The sequence below is a fragment of the Rhodococcoides sp. S146-33 genome, assembly GCF_059489205.1.
This window is the reverse complement of sequence record NZ_JCAJWY010000002.1, coordinates 605748-631163: the sequence shown is the minus strand read 5'-3', so window position 1 is coordinate 631163 and position 25416 is coordinate 605748. Positions and strand designations below refer to the sequence as shown.

General features: G+C 63.9%; 25 protein-coding genes and 1 pseudogene. 17 read left to right on the top strand and 9 right to left on the bottom strand.

What is annotated here, in order from left to right:
- Positions 1 to 16: 16 nt before the first annotated feature.
- Entirely contained in the window at positions 17 to 640 is a 624-nt protein-coding gene (upp, locus tag AC5WEY_RS11445) for a uracil phosphoribosyltransferase (RefSeq protein ID WP_057475572.1), read from the bottom strand.
- Positions 641 to 774: 134 nt separating this feature from the next.
- Between upp and AC5WEY_RS11440 the strand changes: the two genes are divergently transcribed.
- From AC5WEY_RS11440 to AC5WEY_RS11425, 4 genes are read left to right on the top strand one after another with little or no spacing between them, the layout of a single operon-like run.
- The gene (locus AC5WEY_RS11440) at positions 775 to 1245 is read left to right on the top strand and encodes a hypothetical protein (protein WP_495645985.1); all 471 of its coding nucleotides are present in this window, start codon (positions 775 to 777) and stop codon (positions 1243 to 1245) included.
- Positions 1199 to 1474, top strand: coding sequence for a hypothetical protein (locus AC5WEY_RS11435; protein WP_495645984.1), 276 nt, complete (start codon positions 1199 to 1201; stop codon positions 1472 to 1474). The genes AC5WEY_RS11440 and AC5WEY_RS11435 overlap by 47 nt, the downstream gene beginning before the upstream one ends.
- Positions 1471 to 1785, top strand: coding sequence for a YbaB/EbfC family nucleoid-associated protein (locus AC5WEY_RS11430; protein WP_495645983.1), 315 nt, complete (start codon positions 1471 to 1473; stop codon positions 1783 to 1785). Before AC5WEY_RS11435 ends, AC5WEY_RS11430 begins: the two co-directional genes overlap by 4 nt.
- A 15-nt stretch (positions 1786 to 1800) precedes the next feature.
- Positions 1801 to 3063 carry a SatS C-terminal domain-containing protein gene (locus AC5WEY_RS11425; RefSeq protein WP_495645982.1) on the top strand — a complete coding sequence of 421 codons (1263 nt, stop codon included), beginning with the start codon at positions 1801 to 1803 and terminating at the stop codon, positions 3061 to 3063.
- Between the two features lie 20 nt (positions 3064 to 3083).
- Here the strand turns inward: AC5WEY_RS11425 and AC5WEY_RS11420 are convergent, their stop codons facing one another.
- Positions 3084 to 4208, bottom strand: a complete 1125-nt coding sequence (locus AC5WEY_RS11420; RefSeq protein ID WP_057475577.1) for an adenosine deaminase — start codon at positions 4206 to 4208, stop codon at positions 3084 to 3086.
- 245 nt (positions 4209 to 4453) lie between these two features.
- On the opposite strand from AC5WEY_RS11420, the gene AC5WEY_RS11415 reads away from it, so the two are divergent.
- The gene (locus AC5WEY_RS11415; RefSeq protein WP_495645981.1) at positions 4454 to 5956 is read left to right on the top strand and encodes an APC family permease; all 1503 of its coding nucleotides are present in this window, start codon (positions 4454 to 4456) and stop codon (positions 5954 to 5956) included.
- Between the two features lie 19 nt (positions 5957 to 5975).
- The gene (locus AC5WEY_RS11410) at positions 5976 to 6830 is read left to right on the top strand and encodes a universal stress protein (protein ID WP_495645980.1); all 855 of its coding nucleotides are present in this window, start codon (positions 5976 to 5978) and stop codon (positions 6828 to 6830) included.
- Positions 6831 to 6905: 75 nt separating this feature from the next.
- On the opposite strand, the gene AC5WEY_RS11405 is transcribed toward AC5WEY_RS11410, so the two are convergent.
- Positions 6906 to 8327, bottom strand: coding sequence for an NAD(P)/FAD-dependent oxidoreductase (locus AC5WEY_RS11405; protein WP_495645979.1), 1422 nt, complete (start codon positions 8325 to 8327; stop codon positions 6906 to 6908).
- Positions 8324 to 9817, bottom strand: a complete 1494-nt coding sequence (locus AC5WEY_RS11400) for a gamma-aminobutyraldehyde dehydrogenase (protein ID WP_495645978.1) — start codon at positions 9815 to 9817, stop codon at positions 8324 to 8326. The genes AC5WEY_RS11405 and AC5WEY_RS11400 overlap by 4 nt, the downstream gene beginning before the upstream one ends.
- Before the next feature lie 142 nt (positions 9818 to 9959).
- Between AC5WEY_RS11400 and AC5WEY_RS11395 the strand changes: the two genes are divergently transcribed.
- Together AC5WEY_RS11395 and AC5WEY_RS11390 are read left to right on the top strand one after the other, a co-directional pair.
- The gene (locus AC5WEY_RS11395) at positions 9960 to 10424 is read left to right on the top strand and encodes an Lrp/AsnC family transcriptional regulator (RefSeq protein WP_057475581.1); all 465 of its coding nucleotides are present in this window, start codon (positions 9960 to 9962) and stop codon (positions 10422 to 10424) included.
- Complete coding sequence (locus AC5WEY_RS11390) at positions 10421 to 11788, top strand: aspartate aminotransferase family protein (RefSeq protein ID WP_495645977.1); 1368 nt, start codon at positions 10421 to 10423, stop codon at positions 11786 to 11788. The genes AC5WEY_RS11395 and AC5WEY_RS11390 overlap by 4 nt, the downstream gene beginning before the upstream one ends.
- Positions 11789 to 11797: 9 nt before the next feature.
- Here the strand turns inward: AC5WEY_RS11390 and AC5WEY_RS11385 are convergent, their stop codons facing one another.
- Complete coding sequence (locus tag AC5WEY_RS11385) at positions 11798 to 13081, bottom strand: thymidine phosphorylase (RefSeq protein ID WP_495645976.1); 1284 nt, start codon at positions 13079 to 13081, stop codon at positions 11798 to 11800.
- Positions 13074 to 13487 carry a cytidine deaminase gene (locus AC5WEY_RS11380; protein WP_057475584.1) on the bottom strand — a complete coding sequence of 138 codons (414 nt, stop codon included), beginning with the start codon at positions 13485 to 13487 and terminating at the stop codon, positions 13074 to 13076. Before AC5WEY_RS11380 ends, AC5WEY_RS11385 begins: the two co-directional genes overlap by 8 nt.
- Before the next feature lie 335 nt (positions 13488 to 13822).
- Here AC5WEY_RS11380 and sdhC point away from each other — a divergent pair, with 335 nt between their 5' ends.
- The 5 genes from sdhC to AC5WEY_RS11355 all read left to right on the top strand — a co-directional run bounded on the left by sdhC (position 13823) and on the right by AC5WEY_RS11355 (position 18552).
- Positions 13823 to 14164, top strand: coding sequence for a succinate dehydrogenase, cytochrome b556 subunit (gene sdhC / locus AC5WEY_RS11375; RefSeq protein ID WP_032378103.1), 342 nt, complete (start codon positions 13823 to 13825; stop codon positions 14162 to 14164).
- Complete coding sequence (locus tag AC5WEY_RS11370; RefSeq protein WP_027496419.1) at positions 14164 to 14616, top strand: succinate dehydrogenase hydrophobic membrane anchor subunit; 453 nt, start codon at positions 14164 to 14166, stop codon at positions 14614 to 14616. Before sdhC ends, AC5WEY_RS11370 begins: the two co-directional genes overlap by 1 nt.
- 16 nt (positions 14617 to 14632) lie before the next feature.
- A complete protein-coding gene (gene sdhA, locus AC5WEY_RS11365) occupies positions 14633 to 16384 on the top strand; it encodes a succinate dehydrogenase flavoprotein subunit (RefSeq protein WP_032376833.1) in 1752 nt (583 codons plus the stop codon).
- A 1-nt stretch (position 16385) separates the two neighbouring features.
- A complete protein-coding gene (locus AC5WEY_RS11360; RefSeq protein WP_495645975.1) occupies positions 16386 to 17165 on the top strand; it encodes a succinate dehydrogenase iron-sulfur subunit in 780 nt (259 codons plus the stop codon).
- A gap of 214 nt (positions 17166 to 17379) precedes the next feature.
- Positions 17380 to 18552, top strand: coding sequence for a phytanoyl-CoA dioxygenase family protein (locus AC5WEY_RS11355; protein WP_495645974.1), 1173 nt, complete (start codon positions 17380 to 17382; stop codon positions 18550 to 18552).
- 4 nt (positions 18553 to 18556) lie between these two features.
- Here the strand turns inward: AC5WEY_RS11355 and AC5WEY_RS11350 are convergent, their stop codons facing one another.
- On the bottom strand, positions 18557 to 19588 hold the full coding sequence (locus AC5WEY_RS11350; RefSeq protein ID WP_057475587.1) for a LacI family DNA-binding transcriptional regulator: 1032 nt from the start codon (positions 19586 to 19588) through the stop codon (positions 18557 to 18559).
- Between the two features lie 77 nt (positions 19589 to 19665).
- Between AC5WEY_RS11350 and AC5WEY_RS11345 the strand changes: the two genes are divergently transcribed.
- From AC5WEY_RS11345 to AC5WEY_RS11330, 4 genes are read left to right on the top strand one after another with little or no spacing between them, the layout of a single operon-like run.
- Positions 19666 to 20463, top strand: coding sequence for an SDR family oxidoreductase (locus tag AC5WEY_RS11345; protein ID WP_495645973.1), 798 nt, complete (start codon positions 19666 to 19668; stop codon positions 20461 to 20463).
- Positions 20463 to 21470 carry a Gfo/Idh/MocA family protein gene (locus tag AC5WEY_RS11340; protein WP_495645972.1) on the top strand — a complete coding sequence of 336 codons (1008 nt, stop codon included), beginning with the start codon at positions 20463 to 20465 and terminating at the stop codon, positions 21468 to 21470. The genes AC5WEY_RS11345 and AC5WEY_RS11340 overlap by 1 nt, the downstream gene beginning before the upstream one ends.
- On the top strand, positions 21467 to 22357 hold the full coding sequence (locus tag AC5WEY_RS11335; RefSeq protein ID WP_495645971.1) for a sugar phosphate isomerase/epimerase family protein: 891 nt from the start codon (positions 21467 to 21469) through the stop codon (positions 22355 to 22357). The genes AC5WEY_RS11340 and AC5WEY_RS11335 overlap by 4 nt, the downstream gene beginning before the upstream one ends.
- Positions 22354 to 23346: a Gfo/Idh/MocA family protein gene (locus tag AC5WEY_RS11330; protein ID WP_495645970.1), complete on the top strand. Its 993-nt coding sequence runs from the start codon at positions 22354 to 22356 to the stop codon at positions 23344 to 23346. The genes AC5WEY_RS11335 and AC5WEY_RS11330 overlap by 4 nt, the downstream gene beginning before the upstream one ends.
- Here AC5WEY_RS11330 and AC5WEY_RS11325 read toward each other — a convergent pair.
- Together AC5WEY_RS11325 and AC5WEY_RS11320 are read right to left on the bottom strand one after the other, a co-directional pair.
- Positions 23330 to 24535 (bottom strand): acyl-CoA dehydrogenase family protein, encoded by a 1206-nt coding sequence (locus AC5WEY_RS11325; RefSeq protein WP_495645969.1) that lies wholly within the window; start codon positions 24533 to 24535, stop codon positions 23330 to 23332. The genes AC5WEY_RS11330 and AC5WEY_RS11325 overlap by 17 nt on opposite strands.
- A gap of 97 nt (positions 24536 to 24632) precedes the next feature.
- Positions 24633 to 25414, bottom strand: a pseudogene (locus AC5WEY_RS11320) (ATP-binding cassette domain-containing protein).
- Positions 25415 to 25416 lie beyond the last annotated feature (2 nt).

Genomic DNA, 25416 nt, shown 5'->3' with positions numbered 1-25416 from the left:
GCCGCGGGACTGCCGGTCAGCGCGGACCGAACTGACGATCGCCCGCGTCACCGAGACCGGGGACGATGAACGCATTCTCGTTCAGGCCGTCGTCGATGCTCGCTGCCACCAATCGCACCGGCAGACCCGAGGCTTCGAGCGCGGCAACACCTTCGGGAGCGGCCACGACGCAGATGGCCGTCACCTCCGCTGCACCGCGACCGACGAGCAGTTCGATGGTGTGCACCATGGAACCGCCGGTGGCCAGCATGGGGTCCAGCACGTAAACCGGCGTCTGCGAGAGGTCGTCGGGCAAGGACTCCATGTACGGGACGGGCTGATGCGTCTGTTCGTCCCGGGCCATCCCGACGAATCCGACGCCGGACTGCGGGATCAGACTGCTGGCCTTCTCCACCATGCCCAGACCTGCACGCAGAACCGGTACGAGCAGCGGCGGGCGAGCCAGCCTGGTGCCCTCGGTCACGGCGACGGGGGTGCGCACCTCGAAGGTGTCGATGGCGGCGTCTCGGGTGGCCTCGTAGACCAGCATGTGGGTCAGTTGGCGAAGAGCCGTCCGGAACGTGGCATTGTCGCTGCGCTCGTCCCGCATCGTGGTGAGCAGTGCTGCGGCCAGTGGGTGGTCGACCACGTGTGTTTCCATGCCGTCCAGGATAGGACTTCGGGGGTCGGACGCGAACGGCAAGTCAGGGGAACCGAATGCCGGGCATCCGCGTCGAACAAGTTGGGCGTCGCACTCGGCGGCCGTGAATCGATTGCTTTTCTCAGGGGGCACTGATGGCCGAACTCGTCGTCGATACCGAGGGAGTCCTCGCCTACAGTGCGGTGGCGTCGACCATGGCCCAACAGATCGCCGCGGCGGGTGCTGCCGCAGCTGCGTGCGGGCCCGCCGTGCTCGCACCGGTGTTCGGTCTGATCGGACAAGAATTTCTGGGGGCCGCCGCCGGTACCCATCTTGCGCATACGGACGCCGTCGTGCGCTTGGCCGGAGCGGTGGCCAGCATAGGGTCCGCGGCCACGGCATCGGCCGTCTCGTATGCCCTCACCGATGCCGGCACCGGAGCATCCGTCGTGGGCTCGGCGGCCGCACTTACGCCGGCTTCTACCGTCCGACCGAATGAGAGGCGACCTGATGACGGGCCAGGCAACAACCGACTCGACCTTCACCGCGGTGTCGGGCACCAGATCTGGATCGGTGACGGTGCGCTCCACCGAACACGGGCTACCGATCGCAGTCGCCATCGATGACCGCGAAATGCGTTACGGCGGAACCGTGTTGGCAGCGACAATTCTGCAGCAATGCGAACGGGCGAGCGCCACAGCTCGCGCCCGACGCCGGACCGTGCTGGCCGAAGACGGCGTTCCTGCCGAGGTTCTCGATCGCCTCGGACTACCCACGAGCGCCCGAGTCGCGGCCGCCGCGAACGAGGACCTCGCCGACGACGTTGCGCCCGCGAGTTGGCTGAGGCCGGTATGACCCACGCGCACACCACCGAACTGGACGCTCTGGTCGGCAGAGCCCAGCACAGTCTGGATACCCTGCGCGAGACTCACGAGCGGCTGGACCGCATCAGGTTTCGAGTCACCTCTGCCGACAACCTGGCGACCGTCGTCGCCGATGGATCGGGTGCCATGGTCGAACTCGAACTCGCCGAGAACCTCGGATCGGTGACCGCTCGCGCACTCGCCTCGACGATCACTTCGGTGGCCGCCGAGGCCGCCGCTGGAGCCCTCGACCAGCGAGCGGACATCCTGCAAAGTCTGCAGGCATCGTTCACAGACTCCTGAGATAGGCTTCGCGCCATGGCTGGAGACATCATCCCGATCGAACTCGGTCTCACCGCCGGTGACTTCTCGACTCTCTGGGCACCGGAGTGGAGAGAAGGCGACGACGAATGGGAGGCATTCCTCGGACACGAGGAAGATCTGTACGGATTCTCGACCGTCGCTGAACTTGCGGCGTTCGTCCGATCCGACGACGACAACGATCTCACCGACCACCCGTCGTGGCCGGTGGTCTCCGCTCTGGCTGCGTACGAGCTCGAGCCCGACGATCTGCATCGCTTCGATCTGGTTGCGGTACCGGAGCTGGTGGCCTCGGACCCCGAAGCCGACGTCCTCGCCGAATTGCAGGCAACCTTCGACATCGTCGCCTCCATCGGCGATGTATGCGAATTGCGTCCCGTCACAAGCTTTTTCGGTTCAAATTCGTTCGTCGGCGCAGTGGGCGGAGGCGTCGAGAACTTTCTCGGTCGCGAGGGAGCCGAGTTGTGGGATCGCATCGGAGCTGCGGTCGCCAAACACTGGGACGACGTACTGGACGCAGTCGACTCCATCGTCACCTCGCCCGACGTCGACTCCGCTGCCGTTGCCGTAGCGGAAGCAGAGATCACAGCGGCGGCCGAGAACGCCGTCGACGCCGATGACGCCACGGACGACATCGACTCCGATTCCGACGACGACGATTCCGACGACGAGGATGTCGATCGTGATCCGATCGCCGCGGCGGCCGCCGAGGAGACGTTCTGGACCACTGTCGGCATCGATCCGATCCGGATCATCACCTCGGACGACACTCTGTACACCCTGCGTTGCTACCTCGGCGACAAACCGGTGTTCCTCGGCCGCGGCGGTGCGATCAGCGTTTTCGGCTCCGAGCGCTCGCTCGCCCGGTACCTGGCCGACGATCACGATCACGATCTGGCGCAGGTCAGCACGTTCTCCGACATTCAGACCGCCGCGATCGACGGCTCGCTCGACATCTCGATCACCGACGACAACGTGTACGTCTTACCCGGACTGGCCGACGATCTGGCCGAGGGCCCCACTGCCGTCGACGCGGATCAACTGGATCTGGCCGTCGAATTGTTCACCGATGCAGCCGAGTTCGCCGGCGACGACTCAGTCGAGGAAGCGCTTGCCACGTCCACGCCGTTGGGCTGGTACGTGTCGTACACACTCGAACCGAGCCCCGATCGGCTCGCTCCGAGCGCGCCGTTCGCCGTCGAGGCCGAAGCGTGGCGCGCGCTCGAGCGCGAGTTCGAGGGTCGGCTCCGCAAGAAGTAGTGCGCGACCTCGCACGGAGGTCAGCCGATCAGGACCGCATAACCGGGCTTGATCACGTCGTCGATCAGCGCCAGTCGCTCGTCGAACGGTAGAAACGCGGACTTCATCGCGTTGATGGTGAACCGCTCGAGATCGCTCCACCCGTAGCCGAACGTCTCGACGAGCTTGACCATCTCGCGACTCATCGAGGTGTCGCTCATCAACCGGTTGTCCGTGTTCACGGTGACCCGAAAGCGCAGGCGTGCAAGCAGATCGAACGGGTGTGTCGCCAACGACTCGACCGCGCCGGTCTGCACGTTGGAGCTCGGGCACAGTTCGAGCGGCATACGGGTGTCACGAACGTATGCGGCCAGCAAACCGAGCGTCGGCGAGCCGTCGGCCTCGCGGGTGATGTCGTCGGTGATCCGCACTCCATGCCCGAGCCGGTCGGTCCCGCAGAACGCCACTGCTTCCTGAATGGACGGCAGCCCGAACGCTTCACCCGCATGAATGGTGAAGTGCGCGTTACTTGCTCGCATGTACTCGAAGGCGTCGAGGTGGCGGCTGGGAGGAAAGCCCGCTTCGGCACCGGCGATGTCGAAGCCGACGACACCGCGATCGCGGAATCGAACCGTCAGCTCGGCGATCTCCCGCGACCTGGCTGCATGTCGCATCGCGGTGAGCAGGGTGCCGATCGTGATGTTCTTGCCTCGCACCTTGGCTGCGGAGATTCCCGCCTCGAAACCTGCGAGTGTGTGGGTGACGACCTCGTCGAGGGTCAGTCCGCGTTCGAGATGCTGCTCCGGGGCGAAGCGCACCTCGGCATACACGACGCCGTCGTCGGCGAGATCCTCGGCGCATTCGCGCGCCACCCGAAACAGGCCCTCGGGGGTTTGCATCACGGCGACCGTGTGCGCGAACGTTTCGAGGTAGCGCACGAGCGAGCCGCTGTCGGCGGATTCGCGGAACCAGGTGCCCAATGCTGCGCCGTCGGTGGCGGGAAGTCCGTCGTAACCGCACTCGTCGGCCAGTTCCAGCACGGTCTGCGGTCGAAGTCCGCCATCGAGGTGATCGTGCAGCAATGCCTTCGGAGCTGTCCTGATCGACGCGAGATCGAGTGGCGCACTGCCACCGATCGAAGACTGTGTGTTCTCCGTGGTGCTCATGTGTCGACGGTAGCGCGCAGCCCGTGCGTCCGCGCGTCCGCCGGAGCCACACGGCGAGTCCGCGGATTCCGGCGAACCGTGCTGCTTATGCGACCTATTTCGTTGCATTGTTACTCCGATGAAAACAATTCCGTCGATACACAGCGGATCGGCGACGGAAATCGTAGTGTTCATCCAACACACGCGACCGATTCTGTCGGGTCTCCTTCCGACGTCCTCGGTCGACTCGAACCTCGGAGAGACCTATGTCGATTGCGGAACCGCCGAACACCATTCCGGGTAAAGGACTCAACACCGGCGCTCTCGGGTTGGTCGGCAACATCGTCATCGGACTGTCGGCGGTGGCGCCGGCTTACAGCCTGGCCGCCACCCTCGGCTACGTCGTCCTGGCCGTCGGCGACAAAGCACCGTCGATGTTCCTCATCGCGTTCGTCCCGATGCTGCTCACGGCCTTCGCCTACCGAGAATTGGGACGCGACACCCCGGACTGCGGAACATCGTTCACGTGGGGCACCAAGGCGTTCGGCCCGTGGGTCGGCTGGATGGCGGGATGGGGGCTGGCGGTCTCGGCGATCATCGTGCTCGCCAACGTGGCCGAGATCGCTGCCATCTATCTGTTCGAGTTCCTCGGCCTCTCGGACTTGGCGGAGTCCACTGCCGCCAAGGTGGCACTCGGTTCGTTCTTCATCGCCTCGATGACCTACGTCAGTTTCCGCGGCATCCTGATCAGCGAACGCATGCAGAACGTACTGCTGGTCGTGCAGTTCGGTGTACTCATCGGGGTGTCGGTGACGGCACTGGTCAAGGTGGGGACCGGCACCGCCGGACCTCAGGCCATCACGCCCCAGTGGAGTTGGTTGGTTCCCACCGGGGTGACGATGTCCGACGCGGCCCAGGCAATCATTCTGTGCATCTTCATCTACTGGGGATGGGACGCCTGCCTGGCCGTCGGCGAGGAAACGAAAGATTCCGAGAAGACGCCGGGACGCGCCGCGGTGATCACCACGCTGATCCTCGTCGCCACGTACGTTCTCGTCGGCTACGCCGTGCAGTCCTTCGCCGGCTTCGGCGATACCGGTATCGGCCTGAACAACCCGGACAACGTCGACGACGTGCTCACCATCCTCGGAGATCCCGTCGCGGGCTCGATCGTGGCGTCGTTGCTATTGCTGACCGTCTCGATCTCGGCTCTGTCCTCGACTCAGACAACCATTCTGCCCACGGCCCGAGGAACCCTGTCGATGGCCGTGTACGAGGCCATTCCCAAGCGGTTCGCCAGCGTCCAGCCCAAGTACATGACGCCCGGCTTCGGCACACTCGTGATGGGCGCGGCGGCTCTGCTGTTCTACCTCGTGCTCACCTTCGTCAGCGCCAATGCGCTGCAGGATTCGGTGGCCTCGCTCGGGCTCGCGGTCGCGTTCTACTACGGCATCACCGCGTACGCATGCACGTGGTATTTCCGCCGAACGCTGTTCTCGTCCGCCCGGAACCTGTTCATGCGCGGCATCTTTCCGCTGCTCGGCGGATTGTCGATGACCTGGGCGTTCGTCCAGAGTGCCATCGACATGATCAAGCCCGACTACGGTTACACCGTCTACGGATCGATCGGCGGAGTGTTCGTCCTCGGCGTCGGAATGCTGGTACTCGGAATCCCGCTGATGCTGCTGTGCTTCGTGGGCAACAAGGACTTCTTCCAGGGCAAAACACTCACCGCGTCCACCGAAGTCAAGGTTCCGGACACTTACTAGAAGAGAAGGACCGAAACTCATGAAGATCACCGTCGGCTACCTCGCCACTCCCAGCGGCGACGACGGCGTAGCCCTGGCCATCGCCCTCGCTCGTGCCCTCGACGCCTCCATCGACATCGTGCTGGTCATGGCCGTGGACGAACCGGTCATGGAAGGCAGCGGCCCGTACCGAAAAGTGCTGGAGGCCAAGGCGAAGGGGTGGCTGGACGACGCCGCCGCCCAGGTCCCGTCGGGCATCGCGGTGACCACCCACGTGCTCTCGCACGAGTCTTTCGCCCGGGCCCTCATCGACTTCGCCGTACAGACCGGTGCCGACATGATCGTCGTCGGCGGCGCAGGCGACGGCCTGCTGAATCGGCATTCGATCGGGTCGGTTGCCGGTCAGCTTCTGCACGCCTCAGAGGTACCGCTGGCACTCGCACCGCGGGGCTACCGGCTCTCCGACGCTCCGATCACCGACCTCACCGTCGCGGTCCCCACCCGAGCATCGGCCTCGAATCCGTTGCCGTTCGCGATCACCCTTGCCAGCGCGGCCCATGTGCCGGTCCGGTTGGTGTCGCTGGTCTCCCTCGAGCCGACCGGAGCACCCAGCGACGAGAGCTCACTGGACACGCGTCGACGACAGGTCGCGGCAGCGCAAGAGAACCTCGAGCTCGCGGCCCGCACTCTTCCCGGTATCGACGGCTTGCAGTCGGTCGTCGCCGACGGGTCTTCGTTGGACGAGGCCATGGGCAACCTCGACTGGAAGCCGGGCGATGTGCTGTTTCTCGGCTCGAGTGGATTGGCAAGCCCCAAGCGCGTGTTCCTCGGATCGAGTGCGACCAAGATACTGCGGGCCGCCCCGGTGCCGGTGGTTGTCGTTCCGCACGAGTAGAGCGGCTCCGCCGCATGTGAGCGAAACTTCGTAGCAGAGAACGAGTTTCCGTGCACGTGCGGCGAAGCCGCTCCGTCAGCTGTCGAAGCCCAGACCCAGCGCGTCCATACCCTTGAGCCACAGGCCGCGCTTTCCGCCGTTCCGGTCGGCTCGGGCGAATGCAGCACGGGTGATGTTGATGCCGATGGACTTGAGGGGCTCGGGCGGAAACGGAAGCGGCATGCTGCGCACCATCTTCAGCCGTGTTCGTTCGGTGTCCTTGCCGTCCAGTAGATCGAGCGCGGTGCGGGCCCCGAAGTGCGACGCGCCGACGCCGAGGCCGGTGAACCCGGCCACCGAGGCCACCCGTCCGTTCATGCCGAGATCCCAGAACGCACTGAACCGCGAGCACGTGTCGATCGATCCGCCCCAGGCGTGGGTGGCGCGGATTCCTTCGAGGCCCGGGAACATCTGCAGCAGGTGTTCGGCGAGCAATGCGAACTCTTCGGGACGCTGGGTTCGGCGAGGGTCGGTGTCGCTACCGTAGAAGTAGTGCGCGTCCCACCCGCCGAACAGGATGCGATCGTCCGCCGTCAACCGGAAGTAGTGGAATCGGTTGCCGGAGTCGGCCAATCCTTCGCGGCCGGACCAGCCGATGTCGGCGAGCTGAGACGGACTCAGAGGCTCGGTCATGATGACGTAGTCCCACACGGGCACGATCCAGTGGCGGAGTTTGCGGCGCAACGACTTCGATGCCGAGGTGGCCAACAGAACCTTGCCCGCCTCGATGGTTCCGTAGCCCGTCTTCACCCGAATACCGTTGCCAAACTTGTCGATCGACAGTGCCTTGGTGTTCTCGTGAATGTGTACGCCGAGCGACTCGGCCGCGTCGGCCAGGCCCCAGGCCAGTTTGGCGGGGTCGATCATCGCGACGTCGGGGTCGAACAGTGCACCTCGCGCCATCGGTGAGGTGATCCTGGATTTCACTGCAGTGGCGTCGAGGTATTCCATCGGCTGCGACAGGCGTGCGCCCTCGTCACCGAGGTCGCGCAGGTCGTCCACCTGCCAGTCGAAATTGGCGATGTCGAGCTCGCCGGTGCGTTCGATGTCGGCGTCGATTCCGTACTTCTCCGCAGTCGCGCAGATCGCGTCGAGCGTCTCCGTGCCCATCCGCAGCAACTCGGGGAGTTCGTCGGCAAACCGGTCGAGCCCGTTGCTCAGTCCGTGCGTCAGGCTGGCCGCGCAGAAGCCGCCGTTGCGACCGGTTGCACCCTCGGCGATGCGGTCGCCTTCGAGCAGCACGATCGATCGGTTCGGGTTCTCTTCTGCCGCATGCACCGCCGCCCACAGGCCGGTGAATCCGCCGCCGACTATCACCAGATCTGCTGTTGCAGAGCCGGTATGCCGACTGCGCGGAGCGGGCCGTTCGGGACGGTCGAGCCAATAGGACTCCGGCGTTGCACCCGCCACCATTGCTACACCGCGTTCGGAGGGCTCGGTGGCCCACACGCCGCTCACCGGGCTTGTTCCTGAACGTCGGCGAAGACCGTTCGATGCCAGGGCTTTCGGGCCACACCCGTGATGTCGGTCATGACGTGCTTGACGGTGAGGTACTCGTCGAGCGAATAGCTCGACATGTCCTTGCCGAAGCCCGAGGCCCCGAAACCGCCGTGTGGCATCTCGCTGATGATCGGAATGTGATCGTTGATCCACACACAGCCGGCGGCGATCTCGCGCGTCGCTCGTCCTGCGCGGTACACGTCTCGGGTCCACGCGGAAGCCGCGAGTCCGAACGCAGTGTCGTTGGCGCGCCGGATCGCATCGTCGTCGCCGTGATGCTTGGATACCGTGAGCACCGGGCCGAACACCTCGTCGCGATAGATCTCGTCCTGCTCACCGACATCGGCAATCAGGGTGGGCGGATAGAACGCACCTCGCCCCTCCGGCACGCGGCCTCCGGTGACGATCCTGGCCCCCGCGTCGCGAGCTCGATCCACCATGGCCGCCACACGATCTCGATGGGCGTTCGAGATCAGCGAACCCATGTCGGTCGCCGGATCGGTCGGGTCTCCCATCACGACGCGTCCCATCAACTCTGCCACTCCGGCAACGAAGTCGTCGTAGAGGGACTCGGCGACGATGGCGCGGGTGGCCGCCGTGCAGTCCTGGCCACCGTTGATCAACGATCCGGCGACCGCGCCGTGAATGGCGGCCTCGAGATCCGCGTCGTCGAACACCACGAACGGGGCCTTGCCGCCCAGTTCCAGTTGGACCCGAGTGCCGTGGGCGGCGGCCTGCGCCATGACGCGCCTGCCGACAGGAGTCGAGCCGGTGAAGGTCATCAGATCGAGGCCCACGTGCGAGGACAGTGCCACTCCGGCGTCTTCACCGGTTCCGGTCACGACGTTGAACACCCCATCGGGAACTCCGGCCTCGGTGGCCAAGCGCGCCAGACGCAGCGTGGTCAGCGGGGTGAGTTCACTGGGCTTGAGCACGATGGCGCACCCTGCCGCCAGAGCCGGAATCGCCTTCCACACCGCCATCTGCAGCGGATAGTTCCACGGAGTGATCGACCCGACCACTCCGACGGCGTCGCGACGGATTACGGAGGTGTGCTCACCCGAGTACTCCGCTGCGGCCTTGCCATCGAGGTTCCGCGCCGCTCCGGCGAAGAACTCGATGTTGTCGATGCTGCCCGGAACGTCGAATTCCTGTGCCAGCCGCACCGCTTTGCCGGTCTGTGCCACTTCCTCTGTCGCAAAGGAATCGGCGTCGGCCGCAACCAGCCGAGCCAGCTCTGCCAGCACCGCGCTGCGCTGCGCCGGCGTTGCGCCGGACCATTCCGGAAATGCCGACCGAGCATGTGCGAGTGCCGAATCGACGTCATCGGCCGTCGCCAGCCCGACCTCGGCCACCACCGCCCCCGTCGCGGGATCGTCTACGGCATATCGCTGACCACTACCGTCCACCGCGCGCCCGTCGATCCAACAACCAGGAATGTTCGCCATACCTGCACAGTACCGCCCGAGCTACTGATTCTCTCAGTTTCTCGCCTCTCGACAACTGATTCTGTCGTCCGAATGGGCAATTAATACGCATTTCATCGTCGAAGGGTTGTGTTCACCACCGCGACAATGACAAGATCGACGTATGCCCGAGCAGCCACCCATCGCACTCGACGACGTCTCCAAGGCGATCATCGAACAACTCCAGGAGGACGGGCGACGCTCGTACGCCGCGATCGGCAAAGCCGTAGGACTCTCGGAAGCTGCTGTTCGCCAACGTGTTCAGCGTCTGACTGATTCCGGCGTCATGCAGATCGTCGCGGTGACCGATCCGGTACAGGTCGGATTCAAGCGGCAGGCGATGATCGGCATCAAGTGCACCGGAGACAGCTACGCGTTGTCCGAGGAACTGTCGGCCATCGCCGCAATCGACTATGTCGTCCTCACCGCAGGGTCGTTCGACGTCGTTGTGGAAGTGGTGTGCGAGGACGACGAACAGCTCCTGCAGATTCTCAACAAGCAGATCCGCAGCCTGGACGGTGTCACCAGTACCGAAACCCTGGTCTATCTCAAACTCGTCAAGCAGCAATACAATTGGGGAACCCGATGACACGAACGACAGCCGAACTCGACGCCTCCGCAGCCAAGCACCTGTGGGGTCACTTCACCCGCCACGGTGCCGGGGTCACGCCCCCGATCATCACCCGCGGCGAAGGCGCGACCATTTGGGACTCGAACGGCAAGAGTTACATCGACGGGCTCTCGGGCCTGTTCGTGGTTCAGGTCGGTCACGGCCGCGAGGAACTGGCCGAGGCGGCGGCAAAGCAGGCAAAGGAATTGGCATTCTTCCCGCTGTGGTCGTACGTCACCGAACCGGCCATCGAACTGGCCGAACGCCTCGCCGGGTACGCCCCCGGCGACCTGAACCGGGTCTTCTTCACCACCGGTGGCGGCGAGGCCGTCGAGAGCGCATGGAAGCTGGCCAAGCAGTACTTCAAGAAGGTCGGCAAGCCCGGTAAGCACAAGGTGATCTCGCGGGCCATTGCTTATCACGGCACCCCGCAGGGTGCGCTCGCGATCACCGGAATTCCGGCGCTCAAAGAGCCTTTCGAGCCGCTGACACCGGGTGCGTTCCGGGTGCCGAACACCAACATCTACCGCGCTCCGGCTCCCCTGGACACCGATCCGAAGGCGTTCGGAATCTGGGCTGCAGATCGCATCGCCGAGGCCATCGAGTTCGAAGGCCCCGATTCGGTGGCCGCGGTGTTCCTCGAGCCGGTCCAGAATGCCGGAGGGTGCTTCCCTCCCGCTCCCGGATACTTCGAGCGGGTCCGCGAGATCTGCGACCGCTACGACGTCCTCCTGGTCTCGGACGAGGTGATCTGTGCGTTCGGACGGATCGGATCCATGTTCGCGTGCAACGACTTCGGCTACGTCCCGGACATCATCACCTGCGCCAAGGGATTGACCTCGGGCTATTCCCCGATCGGCGCAATGATCGCCTCCGACAAGCTCTTCGAGCCGTTCGACGACGGCACGTCCAGCTTCGCGCACGGGTACACCTTCGGCGGCCATCCCGTGTCCGCAGCGGTGGCCATGGCCAATCTCGACATCTTCGAGCGCGAGGGCATCAATGCCCACGTCGCAGACAACGCACCGGCGTTTCGCTCGACGCTCGAGAAGCTGCACGACCTGCCGATCGTCGGAGACGTGCGCGGCGAAGGGTTCTTCTACGGCATCGAACTGGTCAAGGACAAGGCCACGAAGGAAACGTTCAACGACGCCGAAGCAGAACGCATCCTCCGCGGGTTCCTGTCCACAGCTCTGTTCGACGCAGGGCTGTACTGCCGCGCCGACGACCGCGGCGATCCGGTAGTGCAGCTGGCTCCGCCACTCATCTGTGGTCAGAAGGAGTTCGACGAGATGGAACAGATCCTGCGCAGCGTCTTGACCGAGGCGGGCAACCTGATCTGACCGAGACTGCTACTGGCCGATGCGGTCGATGACGAGAGGGCTCGGCTCGACAGCCGTGGCACCTATTTCCCAGCTGCCGTCGAGTGCCTGCTGCGCGTACTCGAACCGTTCGGGAGTGTCGGTGTACAGGGTTGCGAGCCGATCCCCGGCCCGCACCCGATCACCCGGCTTGGCGTGCAGCCGCACACCGGCTGCGCTCTGCACCGGCTCACCCTGACGCTCGCGGCCTGCCCCCAGCCGCCATGCGGCGAGCCCGACGCCCATCGCGTCCAGGCCGGTGACGATGCCGTCCTGGGTTGCCTTGAATTCCTGGCTCTCCCGGGCGACGGGCAGCGCCGCGTCGGGATCCCCGCCCTGCGCGGCGATCATTGCCTTCCACCGATCCATGGCGGACCCGTCGGCGAGCTTGTCGGCCGGATCGATGCCCTCGATACCGGCCGCGGCGAGCATGGTCCGGGCCAGCGTGATCGTCAGCTCGACGATGTCGGCGGGGCCGCCTCCGGCGAGCACCTCGACAGACTCCTGCACTTCGAGCGCATTGCCTGCGGTGAGCCCGAGCGGGATGTCCATGGACGTCAGAACCGCCATGGTGCGCACACCCGCATCGGTTCCGAGCTCGACCATCGCGGTGGCGAGTTCGCGCGCATCGTCGACGTTCTTCATGAACGCGCCCGCGCCGACCTTCACATCCAATACGAGGGCACCGGTGCCCTCGGCAATCTTCTTGCTCATGATCGAGCTGGCGATCAGCGGAATGGACTCGACGGTTCCGGTCACGTCGCGCAAGGCGTAAAGCTTCTTGTCGGCGGGAGCCAGATCGGCACCGGCGGCGCAGACGACGGCTCCCACCGCCGGATCGGCCAGGATGCGATGCATCTCCTCACCGCTGAGGTCGGCTCGCCACCCGGGAATCGACTCGAGCTTGTCGAGCGTGCCGCCGGTATGCCCCAGGCCTCGACCCGACAGCTGTGGAACAGCTGCCCCGCACGCGGCGACCAGGGGGGCCAACGGCAGCGTGATCTTGTCTCCGACACCGCCGGTCGAATGCTTGTCGACGGTGGGCAGCGGCAATGCCGAGAAATCCATGCGGGTGCCCGATGCGATCATCGCGCCGGTCCACGTGCTCAATTCCCGACGGGACAATCCGCGCAACAGAATTGCCATCGCCAGTGCCGACATCTGTTCCGGCGCGACGGTTCCGCGAGTGAACTCCGCGATCACCCACTCGAGCTGTTCGTCGTCGAGAACGCGGCCGTCGCGCTTCGCGCTGATGATCGATACGGCGTCAGGCATGGTTGTTCACGCGTCCTTCGTCGAGGTTGTCGGGTCCGAATGCATCCGGCAGCAACTCTGCCAGTCGACGCGGTCCCGAGTTGGTATCGACGAGCAGATCTGGGCCGCCGAATTCGAACAGCAACTGCCGACACCGCCCGCACGGCATCAGGATCTCACGACGAGAATCGCAGCAGGAGAAGGCCACCAGTCTGCCGCCGCCGGTCGCGTGCAGGTTCGAGACCAACCCGCATTCGGCGCAGAGCCCCAAACCGTATGAGACATTCTCCACATTGCACCCGGTGACTATTCGATTGTCGTCCACCAGAGCGGCCGCACCGACCGGAAAGTTCGAGTACGGGGCGTAAGCATGACGCATTACTTCATGAGCGTTGTCGCGCAACGTATTCCAGTCGATTTCATCCATGGTTACCCATCCAATCACGCTGTCTGAATTGATGCAGAGAACTGCCCGAATCGTCGTGTCCGAATTGGGAAGGCAAACCTAACACCGAATTTCGGCACCGTACGAACCTCGAGTCGAATTAGTTCCGTGTTTCGAATGGGTTTACAGTTTCAAGTAAGCGGCTAGTACAACCAGCACTAGGGCCGAATCGCGACAAATCGAGTCAGGACAAGACCCGTCCACCGGGCTCGAAGCGTCCACCAACGACGTTGGAGGCATTGCACTCGATGAGTAGCACGACGGAAGTCGCTCCGGTCAAGGAGCGTAAGCGGTCTCTGTACCGCGGGGATCCGGGCATGTGGTCCTGGGTTCTGCACCGCATCACTGGCGTGTTGACGTTCTTCTTCTTGTTCGTCCACGTCCTCGACACGGCGATGGTTCGGGTCAATCCCGAAACGTACGACGCCATCATCGAGACCTACAAGACCCCGCTCGTCGGCCTGATGGAACTCGGCCTCGTGGCCGCAGTGCTGTATCACGCACTGAACGGCATCCGGGTCATGCTGGTCGATTTCTGGTCCAAGGGACCGCAGTACCAGAAGCCGATGCTCTGGGTCATCGCAGTCGTCTGGCTCGTCGTGATGATCCCGGGCGCGGGACGAATCTTCTACAACATGTTCACGGCGGGTGGTCACTGATGTCGACGCAGGGTCCCGAGGCGAAGGTCCTCGGCACGAATTACGACCGTCCGGCCAGCTTGGCCAACCCCCGCTCACCGCGTCGGCAGAGCAAAGGCAACTTCGAGCTCTACGCGTGGCTGTTCATGCGCTTCTCGGGTCTGGCACTCGTCGTGCTCGTACTCGGTCACATGTTCATCATGTTGATGCTCGACGACGGTGTGCACCGCATCAACTTCGCGTTCGTCGCCGGTCGTTGGGCCAGCCCGTTCTGGCAGTTCTGGGATCTGACGATGCTGTGGCTCGCTCAGCTCCACGGTGGCAACGGCCTACGCACGATCATCGCGGACTACTCCCGCAAGGATTCGACGCGATTCTGGCTGACGACGCTGCTGGTGCTGTCCATGATCCTGATCATGGGCGTCGGCACCTACGTCATCTTCACGTTCGATCCCAACATCTCGGCGAGCTAAGGACACTGACGCTTACATGCAGGAACATCGTTACGACGTACTGATCGTCGGCGCAGGCGGTGCCGGTATGCGTGCTGCGATCGAAGCCGGACCCCGCGCTCGCACCGCCGTACTGACCAAGCTCTACCCCACTCGTTCGCACACCGGTGCAGCCCAGGGTGGCATGTGCGCCGCTCTGGCGAACGTGGAGGAAGACAACTGGGAATGGCACACGTTCGACACCGTCAAGGGCGGCGACTACCTCGCCGATCAGGACGCGGTGGAGATCATGGCAAAAGAAGCAATCGACGCCGTTCTCGACCTCGAGAAGATGGGTCTTCCGTTCAACCGGACACCCGAGGGCAAGATCGATCAGCGTCGCTTCGGCGGTCACACTCGCGACCACGGCAAAGCACCGGTTCGTCGTGCGTGCTACGCAGCCGACCGCACCGGCCACATGATTCTGCAGACGCTCTACCAGAACTGCGTCAAACACGACGTCGAGTTCTACAACGAGTTCTACGCACTGGATCTGTGTCTGACCGAAACAGACGACGGTCCCGTCGCAACGGGCATCATCGCCTACGAGCTCTCGACCGGCGAGCTGCACATCTTCCACGCGAAGTCGATCATCTTCGCCACGGGCGGTTCGGGCCGAATCTACAAGACCACGTCCAACGCCCACACCCTCACCGGTGACGGCATGAGCATCGTGTTCCGCAAGGGTCTTCCCTTGGAGGACATGGAGTTCCACCAGTTCCACCCGACAGGTCTCGCCGGTCTGGGGATTCTCATCTCCGAGGCCGTCCGAGGTGAGGGCGGCATCCTGCGCAACGAGTCGGGTGAGCGCTTCATGGAGCGCTACGCACCGACCATCAAGGACCTCGCGCCCCGCGACATCGTCGCTCGTTCGATGGTGCTCGAGGTGCTCGAAGGACGCGGCGGTGGCCCCAACAAGGATTACGTCTACATCGACGTCACGCACATTCCCGAAGAAGTGCTCGACGAGAAACTCCCCGACATCATGGAGTTCTCACGTACGTACCTCGGTGTGGACCCTGTCAAGGAGCCGGTGCCGGTCTACCCGACCTGTCACTACGTCATGGGCGGCATCCCGACCAAGATTCACGGCGAGGTGCTCCGCAACAACACCGATATCGTCCCCGGGCTGTACGCCGCCGGCGAGTGTGCGTGCGTCTCGGTGCACGGAGCCAACCGTCTCGGCACCAACTCGCTGCTCGACATCAACGTCTTTGGACGTCGTGCCGGCATCGCCGCGGCCGAGTACGCAAACTCCGTCGACTTCACCCCGCTCCCCGAGGAGCCGGCCAAGATGGTCCAGGACTGGCTGGAACTCATCCTGTCGGATCACGGTCACGAGCGCGCAGCCGACATCCGTACCGAGATGCAGCAGTCGATGGACAACAACGCATCGGTGTTCCGCACCGAGGAGCGCCTCGAGACGGCGCTCAAGGATGTGCGGGCGCTCAAGGAGCGGTACAACAAGATCACCGTCGAGGACAAGGGCAAGCGCTACAACAGCGATCTGCTCGAGGCCATCGAACTCGGCTTCCTTCTCGAAATGGCCGAGGTCACGGTCGTCGGAGCGCTCAACCGCAAGGAATCGCGGGGCGGTCACGCTCGCGAGGACTACCCCGAGCGCAACGACGCCGAGTACATGAAGCACACCATGGCCTACAAAGAGGGCGAAGGTCTGCTCACCGAGATTCGCCTGGATTACAAGCCGGTAATCCAAACCCGCTACGAGCCGATGGAGCGGAAGTACTGATATGAGCGCATTTACCCTGGACAAGAAGACCGAGTCCGATCTGCCACCCGTGCCCGAGGGCGCGGTGATGGTGAACCTCAAGATCGCTCGCTTCAACCCCGAAAGCGGTGACGGCCAGCGTTGGGACACCTTCCAGGTGCCCACCTTGGAGACCGACCGTCTGCTCAACCTCCTGCTGTACGTGAAGGGCTACCTCGACGGAACTCTGACGTTCCGTCGTTCGTGTGCTCACGGCGTGTGCGGCAGCGACGCGATGCGGATCAACGGCGTCAACCGTCTCGCCTGCAAGGTGCTGATGCGCGACATGCTCCCCAAGGACTCGTCGAAGACGCTGAACATCACCATCGAGCCCATCAAGGGCCTGCCGGTGGAGAAGGATCTCATCGTCGACATGGAACCCTTCTTCGACGCGTTCCGCGCCGTGAAGCCGTTCCTGATGACGACGGGCAACGAGCCGACCCGTGAGCGGATCCAGTCCGCCGCGGACCGCGCCCGGTTCGACGACACCACCAAGTGCATCCTGTGCGCGTGCTGCACGACCTCGTGCCCCGTGTTCTGGAGCGACGGCAGCTACTTCGGACCCGCTGCGATCGTCAATGCACACCGGTTCATCTTCGACAGCCGCGACGAGGGTGCAAGCGAACGTCTGGACATTCTCAACGATGTGGAGGGTGTCTGGCGTTGCCGGACCACCTTCAACTGCACCGACGCATGCCCCCGCGGCATCCAGGTGACCAAGGCAATTCAGGAAGTCAAGCGCGCGCTGCTCTTCGCTCGCTGATCGTCGGTTCCCGGTCGGGAACCACAGAAGCCCCCACGCAGACAGTCTGCGTGGGGGCTTTCGTGTTGCATCGGTATGCCGGCCCCGCGGCATTCGATGTCGGCAGTCGGGCGACATGAGGTGTTTCTGATGGGTTTTTAGGGTTGATTCGCAGGTGGAAAGGGATCAGGCTCGAGGTCGAACTCTGCACCTGGCCCTCGAAAGGACTTCGATCATGACCACCTACACGAGCACAACCCGGACCGGACGGCTCGGCGAAGACGACTGCGACATCGATCGATTCCGTGAATCGGTATCCGAGCAACTCGACCTCGCGCACTATCCGCATGCAACGGGTGTGCGCGAGAACGTTCTGATCTACGACGCCCGCTCGGTCGAGGGCCTCGATGCCCCGACACGCGAGTCGGTACAGAACGAGCTGGCCCAGGCTCTGCTCACCGGGCCCGGCATCGTCGTGTTCGAGGGCGCGTTCACCGAAACCCACCGTGTGAGCGAGGCCACCGACTACTTCATGGACACCATCGCCGGTCAGCACGCAGCAGGGATGAACTCGGGCGATCATTTCGCTCCGCCCGGTGCCAACGATCGAGTCTGGTCTGCATTGCAGAAGCTGGCCGTCGATCGACCCGAGGTGTTCACCGACTACTACGCCAACGACGTCCTCGCATTGGTATCGCATGCCTGGTTGGGACCGATGTACCAGGTGACATCGTCGGTCAATGTCGTCAACCCGGGCGGTCGCGCACAGAATCCGCATCGTGACTACCACCTGGGATTCATGTCGGTCGACACCGCCGCTGCATTCCCCGCGCACGTGCACCGACTGTCGCCTGCCCTGACTCTGCAGGGAGCCGTCGCACACTGCGACATGCCGCTCGAGAGTGGACCGACCATGTACTTACCGTTCTCACAGCGGTACGAACCGGGCTACATCGCTTTCAATTTGCCCGAGTTTCGAGAGTACTTCGCGCAGAACTACATTCAACTGCCGCTTCGGGTCGGCGACGCCGTCTTCTTCAATCCGGCACTGTTCCATGCTGCCGGCCACAACACCTCGACGGGCATTCGCCGGATAGCGAATTTACTGCAGGTGTCGTCTGCGTTCGGTCGCGCGATCGACACGGTCGACCGCAAGGCCATAGTCGAGGCCATCTATCCGTCCCTGCTTCGGATGGCGTCGAGCAGCAGCGCAGCGTCCGTCGGCAACGTCATTGCGGCGTCGGCCGAGGGATACGCATTCCCCACCAATCTCGATCGCGACCGACCGACGACCGGCCTGGCAGGTGAGACGCAGGCCGAACTCGTCGCACGCGCCGTCGACGCCGCGATGCCCGCTCGCGAGTTGACGGCACTGCTCGAGGATCAGGAGCGGCGCAGGCGCATCTGACAGGTCACCCGTTGTTGTAGCGGGTCAGAACATGGATCCGCGAGGCCTCGTTGACCACGCCGTCCAGTGCGCCCCGTGCCTGCATGATCATTCGGCAGGCCAACCGTGCGTCGGCACGTAGCTCGTGATGCAGAACTGCGGACACCGCCCCGGACCGCAGCAGCACCCGATTGTCCTCGTCGAGGTCGTGGCCGATGAACACCCGGCACCTGCGCCCTGCGGCCTCGAATGCTCTGACGATCGCGGTGTTCCCGCCCCCGATCGAGTAGACGGCTTCGATCGCCGGATTCCGGCCGAGAGCCTCCCGGACGAGGGTCTCGACGGTCGCGTCCAGGCCGTCGGTACCGGCGAGCTCGACGACGGTACGGCCGACTCCCGCACCCCGCTCTGCAGCCAGGGTGCGCAGAGTCGTTCGGAATCCCATCTCGCGTTCCTCTTCGCCACGAAAGGTATTGCTGCTCAGGGTGATCAACACGTCCCGATCCACGTCCCCGAGCCACTGATCGACCAGAAACGCGGCGGTGGCACCTGCCGCGCGATTGTCGATGCCCACGTACCCGAGGCGATTCGAGGCCGGTACGTCGGTCACGTATGTCACCACCGGGGCACCGGTGCCGACCACTGCGTCGATTGCCTGAGCGACGTCGGGATCGTCCGGGGCCTTGAGTATGACTCCGTGAGTGCCACGGGCGACGAGCTTCTCGAGGGTCTCGACCATCGCAGGTACCGATTCGGTATCTCGGAAGTGGAACCTGCATCGGACGAGCGCAGGCGAGAGCATCGGCAGTTCGGCCTCGATCGCCGCACGGTATTCGGCCGAGAATCGTGGCGGCGTCTGCATCACGACGTCGAACAGAAACTTGCGACCGTTCAGGCGAAGTTGCGATCGCTGCTTGTCCAGGTCTGTGATCGCCTGCTGCACTTCGGCTCTGGTGTCCTGCCGCACCCCCGGCCTGTCGTGCAGAACACGATCGACGGTGGCTTCGCTGAGACCGGCCTGCTGCGCGATCTCACGGACCTTGAATCGATGCCTCATACCGACCTCGTTTCCTGATGCCTTTTTGAGGGGTTTCGACGGTTGATCATAACCTCATCGGCCGCAACACTGAACGCATGAATTCCTTCCTGTCCGGTACACCCCTTCTCGAGAACTGCGTCGTTCTCGTCAGTGGAGGAACCCAAGGCGTCGGTGCGGGCGTCGTACGAGCCGCTGCTCGAGAAGGAGCTGCAGTCGCCTTCACCGGCCGACGTGTCGGCGTCGGTTCGGCGTTGCAGGACGAGTTGAACGCCGCCGGCCACACCACACACTTCATCGAGGCCGACGTCTCGGACCCCGACTCCGCTCGACGATCGGTCGAGCACACGGTGGACAAGTTCGGACGAATAGACGCGCTGTGCAATGCCGCCGGGCTCACCACCCGGGGCACGCTGGTAGACACCACTCCGGAGTTGTTCGATCAGCACATCGGCGTCAATCTGCGAGGCCCCTTCTTCACGATGCAAGCTGCAGTACAGAACATGCTCTCGCGCAGTGCAGCCGGGACCATCGTCAACATCATCTCGATTGCCGAGCACGGCGGCCAATCCTTCCTCGCCCCCTACGTCGCGGCCAAAGCAGGACTGGCCGGTCTGACGAAGAACGCGGCCTACGCGCACCGGTGGGATCGCATCCGTATCAACGGGCTGAACATCGGCTGGACCGAAACCGAGGGCGAGACCGAGATACAGAAGCGCTTCCACGGTGGTGACGACGACTGGGCCGCCACCGCGAACAACAGTGTTCCCATGGGCACGCTCGGCCAGGTGGACGAGATTGCCGACTTCGTCGTCCTACTGCTCTCCTCGCGCAGCGGAGTAGTCACCGGTTCCGTCATCGACTGGGATCAAACGGTCATCGGAGGGCAGGACTGATGGGCTCGCGAATCGGTGTCATCGGACTCGGACGTATCGGCGCATTCCACGTCGACACGCTGAGCACACTCGACGGCGTGGACAGCCTCGTCGTCACAGACGAGCGTCGGGAAGTGACCGAGGCAGTGGCGCAGAAATCGGGTGCCACAGCGGCCTCGTCCGCGGCCGAGATGATCGCGTCGGGGGTCGACGGAATCGTCGTCGCCGCGGCAACGTCAGCGCACGCGGGGCTGGTTCTGGCGTGTGTCGATGCCGGGATACCGGTGTTCTGCGAGAAGCCCATTGCATTCACCGCGGCCGAGAGTCTCGCTGTGGTGCAGCGAATCTCGGGTGGCTCCGTGCCGGTTCAGATCGGATACAACCGCCGATTCGATCCCGCCTTCGTCGCCGCCAAGGCCGCTGTGGTCTCGGGCGAGCTCGGCCGGCTGCATACCGTCCGCTCGACCACCCTCGATCCTGCTCCCCCGCCGATGTCGTACATCGCCACCTCCGGCGGAATCTTTCGAGACTGCAGTGTGCACGATTTCGATATCGTTCGATGGGTGGTCGGACACGAGGTCGTCGAAGTGTACGCGGCCGGGTCCAACCAGGGCGATCCCGAGTTCTCCGCAGTCGGCGACGTCGATACCGCAACCACCACGATCACTTTCGAGAACTGCACGCTCGGCGTCGTATCCAACACTCGATACAACGGACGCGGTTACGACTGCCGCCTCGAGGTCCACGGCAGCGACGACACCGTCGTGGCCGGATGGGATCAGCAGTTACCGGTGCGCAACCTCGAGGCGAGTGCAACGTTCCCCGATTCCACACCGCACAGCTTCTTCATGGACCGGTTCGAGTCGGCCTACCGGGCCGAACTGTCTGCCTTCCTGCGCGTCGTCACCGGGGACATCCCCTCACCGTGCACGGCGAGCGACGCCCTCGAAGTCGCATGGATCGCCGAGGCCGCAACACTGTCCCTACAACAGCACCGACCGGTGCGGATCGACGAGGTACGTCCATGACCGCCATTCGTATTGCCGGAGCACCTATCTCGTGGGGAGTGTGCGAGGTTCCCGGCTGGGGCTACCAAATCCCGTCGGACCGCGTGCTGACCGAGATGCGCGGCGCGGGACTGACGGCCACGGAGGTGGGACCGGAGGGATTCCTCCCTGCCGAGCCCGCCGAACTCGCACGCACTCTCCAACGTTACGGCCTGACATCCGTGGGCGGGTTCGCGCCGGTGCTGCTGCACGAGCGAGATCACGACCCGGTACAAGGGATTGGGCCTCTGCTCGACGCGTTCGTCGCGAGTCACGCCGAGGTTCTCGTGCTCGCCGCTGCCACCGGCAGTGACGGTTACGACTCACGACCCGTCCTGAACGACGATCAATGGACGACGTTGCTGCTCAACCTCGATCGGCTGCGTGCTGCCGCCGACAGCCGAGGCATCCGTGCCGTCCTGCATCCACACGTGGGCACCATGATCGAAAAACGCGATGAAGTGCTCCGAGTGCTCGATGGATCGAGCATCCCGCTGTGTCTCGATACCGGCCACCTACTCATCGGTGGAACCGATCCAGTGGAATTGGTGACCATCGCGTCCGAACGTATAACCCACGCCCACCTCAAGGACGTATCTTTACCACTCGCCACTCGGGTGCAATCGGGCGAGCTCACCTACACCGAGGCGGTAGCTCGAGGCATGTACACACCGCTCGGCACCGGCGACGTCGACATCTCCTCGGTCGTGAATCAGCTGCTCGACGCCGGTTTCGAGGGCTGGTTCGTACTGGAACAGGACACGATCCTGGCCGAGGAGCCGTCCGGCGAAGGGCCGGTTCGCGATGTCGTGGCCAGTGTCGAGTTCTTGCGAAATATCGTGCGGTTGCGTGCGGGGGCACCCTCGTGAGCGCATTGCGTATCGGCGTATTGGGTGCGTCCCGGATCGCCGAACAGGCGCTGGTCGAACCGGCTCACATTCTCGGCTACCGACTGGTTGCGTGCGCAGCGCGCGACCGCACACGAGCGGAAAGCTTCGCCGAAAGACACGGAGTGGAGCGGGTTCTCGACTCCTACCAGCACGTCCTCGACGATCCGGAGGTCGACGTCGTCTACAACCCGCTCGCCAATGCGATGCACGGACCGTGGAATCTCGCGTCGGTCCGAGCCGGGAAACCGGTACTCACCGAGAAGCCTTCCGCTAGCACTGCATCCGAGGCCGAGCTGGTTGTGGAAGCAGCGTCTCGAGCCGGAGTCCCGGTGATGGAGGGATTCCACTACATGTTCCACCCGGTCACCGAGCGCCTGCAGCAGTTGGCGAGTGACGGAACCCTGGGCGACCTACTTCGCATCGAGACGATCACCCATATGCCTGCCCCGGCCGATGACGACCCCAGATGGCGGCCCGACTTGGCCGGCGGTGCCCTGATGGACCTCGGGTGCTACGGCCTGCATGTGCAACGGCTGTTCGGATCTATGGCCGGTGGCCGGCCGAGCGTCACCGCAGCCCGACTCACCCCACATCCGTCCGGAGTGGACGCCGCCTTCGACGTCGATCTGGCTTTCCCCGGCGGTGTCACGGGAAGTGTCACTGGCTCCATGGCCGCACCGGCGTACGATTTCCGAATCAAGATCACCGGCACACGCGGAGAAGCGTTGGCGCACAACTTCATCAAGCCGAACGAGGACGATCGCGTGACGACGATCGTGAACGGCGACCGCAGAACCGAGCACCTCGGTAGACGCTCGTCCTACACCTACCAGCTCGAGGCCTTTGCGAACCACGTCCTGCACGGCGCTTCGATACCGTTGGATGCCCATGACGCAGTGCTGAACATGGAGATGATCGACCGGGTCGTCGAAGTGGCGTCACGTACCGACATCACACGAACGCGCTGAAGCCCGTCACACCGCGGCCGACGATCAGGTTGTTGATCTGCGCGGTGCCCTCGTACGAGTACAGCGCCTCGGCGTCGGCGAAGAACCTGATGACATCATGCTCGATCAGAATTCCGTTGCCTCCCATTATTTCTCGCGCCCAACTCACCACCTCGCGCAGCCGCGTCGTACAAAACGTCTTCGCGAGCGCGGCATGCTCGTCATAGTGGATGCCGTTGTCCTGCAATTGAGAGACGCGAATCGCCATGCCCAGCGAGGCTGTGATGTTCGCCGTCATACGAGCGATCAGATCGGAGATCAGCTGAAACGACGCGATCGGTGATCCGAACTGCTCGCGTTCACGTGCATACGCGACGGCTCGCTCGTAGGCACCCATCATGACGCCCACAGCCTGGAAGGCCACTCCTCCGCGGGTCAACCGAAGCACCTTGGCGGTATCGGCGAACGAGTTGGCGTCGGCGAGCTTGTTGGCGACCGGAACTCGGCAGTTCTCGAGATGGATGTCGGCGTTTTCGACCGCGCGGAGGGAGTACTTGCCCTCGATCTTCTCGGCCCTGAATCCTTCGAAGTGCTTTTCGACCACGAAGCCTTTGACCTCGCCGTCGGCCTCGTCCTTGGCGAAGACGATGGTCAGGTCAGCGAAGGTGGCATTGCCGATCCAGCGCTTACTGCCGTTGAGGATCCAGTGGTCGCCCTCGAGTCGGGCCGTGGTTTCCAGCCCGCCGGCGACGTCGGACCCGCCGTGTGGTTCGGACAGACCGAACGCGCCGATCGTCTCCATTCGGCGCATGGCAGGTAACCACCGCTCGCGCTGCTCCTCGGAGCCGAGAATCGAGATACTGCTCATTGCCAGCGAACTGTGCACGCTGAACATCGTTCCCGTCGACGGGTCGATTCGCGCGAACTCCATCTCCAGCCATCCGGTGAGCAGCTTGCGGGAGGCCTTTCGATCGTCGAACTCGTAACCGAGACCAGCAATCTCGAGCTCGGCGATCATCGGCAACAGATGTACCGGCGAGCTCGCCTTCTCCCAGAATTCATTCGCCCGCGGCGCGACCTCCTCCTGCAGGAACCGACGTGTGCGCAGCACCACCTCGATCTCGGCGTCGTCGAGCATCCCCTGATATCCGTAGAAATCGGACTCGAGAAAATCGGGCGACAGCGGTCCGAGGGGCTCGTGCTCGCTCATGGTCGGCTCCTTCGTCCGGCACCTGCCATCAGGTGCCCTTGTTCCTCTTCTACCCGCCGAGCCCACTTCTCACGCATGCGACCCGCCTGCACCACTGTCAGCGACGCAGTTCGTGGGTAAGGGTCGCCAGTTCGTCGCCACCCGCCATCTGCTCGGTGAGGTCATCGAGCGAGATGTCGTCGTACGCACAGTCGAGCGTCTGGCGGCCACGGTTGAGTAGAACGAAGTGGTTTCCGACCAGGTACGCGTGGTGTGGATTGTGGGTGATGAACACGACCCCGAAGCCTTGCTCCCGGGCCGCAGAAACGTAACGCAGAACCATGCCCGACTGCTTGACGCCCAAGGCGGCCGTCGGCTCGTCGAGAATGAGCACGCGCGCTCCGAAGAAGATGGCGCGAGCGATGGCCACGCACTGTCGCTGTCCACCGGAGAGGGAGCCGATGGGGGCATCGACGTCGGGCAGATCGATGCCGATCTGCGGAGCTCGTCGACGGTCGTCGCGCGCATGGCCTGGATGTCGAGTGATTTCAGGACCTTCCCACGACGCAACTCCTGGCCGAGGAAGAAGTTGCGCCACACCGGCATCAGGGATACGACCGCCAGGTCCTGATAGACGGTGGCAATGCCCTTGTCCAGGGCGTCTTTCGGCGAGCCGAAGGTCGTAGCTTCGCCGTCGACGAGCAACTGACCCTCGGACTGCTGAAGGAGGCCGGCCATGATCTTGATCAAGGTGGACTTTCCTGCGCCGTTGTCACCCAGAACGCATGTGACTGCACCGGAACCGACGCGCAGATCGATTCCCTGCAGCGCAGTGACGTTGCCGTAACTCTTGCCCACGTTCCGAAGTTCGATGACGGGCGCATTCGCGGAGGAAATCATGA

What these genes read in the sequence shown, in the direction of transcription:
- AC5WEY_RS11335 (WP_495645971.1), top strand. Translation starts at nt 21,467, where the DNA reads ATGACCGCCATTCGTATTGCCGGAGCACCTATCTCGTGGGGAGTGTGC.
- AC5WEY_RS11360 (WP_495645975.1), top strand. Translation starts at nt 16,386, where the DNA reads ATGAGCGCATTTACCCTGGACAAGAAGACCGAGTCCGATCTGCCACCC.
- AC5WEY_RS11400 (WP_495645978.1), bottom strand. Translation starts at nt 9,817, where the DNA reads ATGGCGAACATTCCTGGTTGTTGGATCGACGGGCGCGCGGTGGACGGT.
- AC5WEY_RS11395 (WP_057475581.1), top strand. Translation starts at nt 9,960, where the DNA reads ATGCCCGAGCAGCCACCCATCGCACTCGACGACGTCTCCAAGGCGATC.
- sdhA (WP_032376833.1), top strand. Translation starts at nt 14,633, where the DNA reads ATGCAGGAACATCGTTACGACGTACTGATCGTCGGCGCAGGCGGTGCC.
- AC5WEY_RS11420 (WP_057475577.1), bottom strand. Translation starts at nt 4,208, where the DNA reads ATGAGCACCACGGAGAACACACAGTCTTCGATCGGTGGCAGTGCGCCA.
- AC5WEY_RS11425 (WP_495645982.1), top strand. Translation starts at nt 1,801, where the DNA reads ATGGCTGGAGACATCATCCCGATCGAACTCGGTCTCACCGCCGGTGAC.
- AC5WEY_RS11355 (WP_495645974.1), top strand. Translation starts at nt 17,380, where the DNA reads ATGACCACCTACACGAGCACAACCCGGACCGGACGGCTCGGCGAAGAC.
- AC5WEY_RS11370 (WP_027496419.1), top strand. Translation starts at nt 14,164, where the DNA reads ATGTCGACGCAGGGTCCCGAGGCGAAGGTCCTCGGCACGAATTACGAC.
- AC5WEY_RS11385 (WP_495645976.1), bottom strand. Translation starts at nt 13,081, where the DNA reads ATGCCTGACGCCGTATCGATCATCAGCGCGAAGCGCGACGGCCGCGTT.
- upp (WP_057475572.1), bottom strand. Translation starts at nt 640, where the DNA reads ATGGAAACACACGTGGTCGACCACCCACTGGCCGCAGCACTGCTCACC.
- AC5WEY_RS11350 (WP_057475587.1), bottom strand. Translation starts at nt 19,588, where the DNA reads ATGAGGCATCGATTCAAGGTCCGTGAGATCGCGCAGCAGGCCGGTCTC.
- AC5WEY_RS11340 (WP_495645972.1), top strand. Translation starts at nt 20,463, where the DNA reads ATGGGCTCGCGAATCGGTGTCATCGGACTCGGACGTATCGGCGCATTC.
- AC5WEY_RS11325 (WP_495645969.1), bottom strand. Translation starts at nt 24,535, where the DNA reads ATGAGCGAGCACGAGCCCCTCGGACCGCTGTCGCCCGATTTTCTCGAG.
- sdhC (WP_032378103.1), top strand. Translation starts at nt 13,823, where the DNA reads ATGTGGTCCTGGGTTCTGCACCGCATCACTGGCGTGTTGACGTTCTTC.
- AC5WEY_RS11345 (WP_495645973.1), top strand. Translation starts at nt 19,666, where the DNA reads ATGAATTCCTTCCTGTCCGGTACACCCCTTCTCGAGAACTGCGTCGTT.
- AC5WEY_RS11415 (WP_495645981.1), top strand. Translation starts at nt 4,454, where the DNA reads ATGTCGATTGCGGAACCGCCGAACACCATTCCGGGTAAAGGACTCAAC.
- AC5WEY_RS11430 (WP_495645983.1), top strand. Translation starts at nt 1,471, where the DNA reads ATGACCCACGCGCACACCACCGAACTGGACGCTCTGGTCGGCAGAGCC.
- AC5WEY_RS11380 (WP_057475584.1), bottom strand. Translation starts at nt 13,487, where the DNA reads ATGGATGAAATCGACTGGAATACGTTGCGCGACAACGCTCATGAAGTA.
- AC5WEY_RS11390 (WP_495645977.1), top strand. Translation starts at nt 10,421, where the DNA reads ATGACACGAACGACAGCCGAACTCGACGCCTCCGCAGCCAAGCACCTG.
- AC5WEY_RS11410 (WP_495645980.1), top strand. Translation starts at nt 5,976, where the DNA reads ATGAAGATCACCGTCGGCTACCTCGCCACTCCCAGCGGCGACGACGGC.
- AC5WEY_RS11440 (WP_495645985.1), top strand. Translation starts at nt 775, where the DNA reads ATGGCCGAACTCGTCGTCGATACCGAGGGAGTCCTCGCCTACAGTGCG.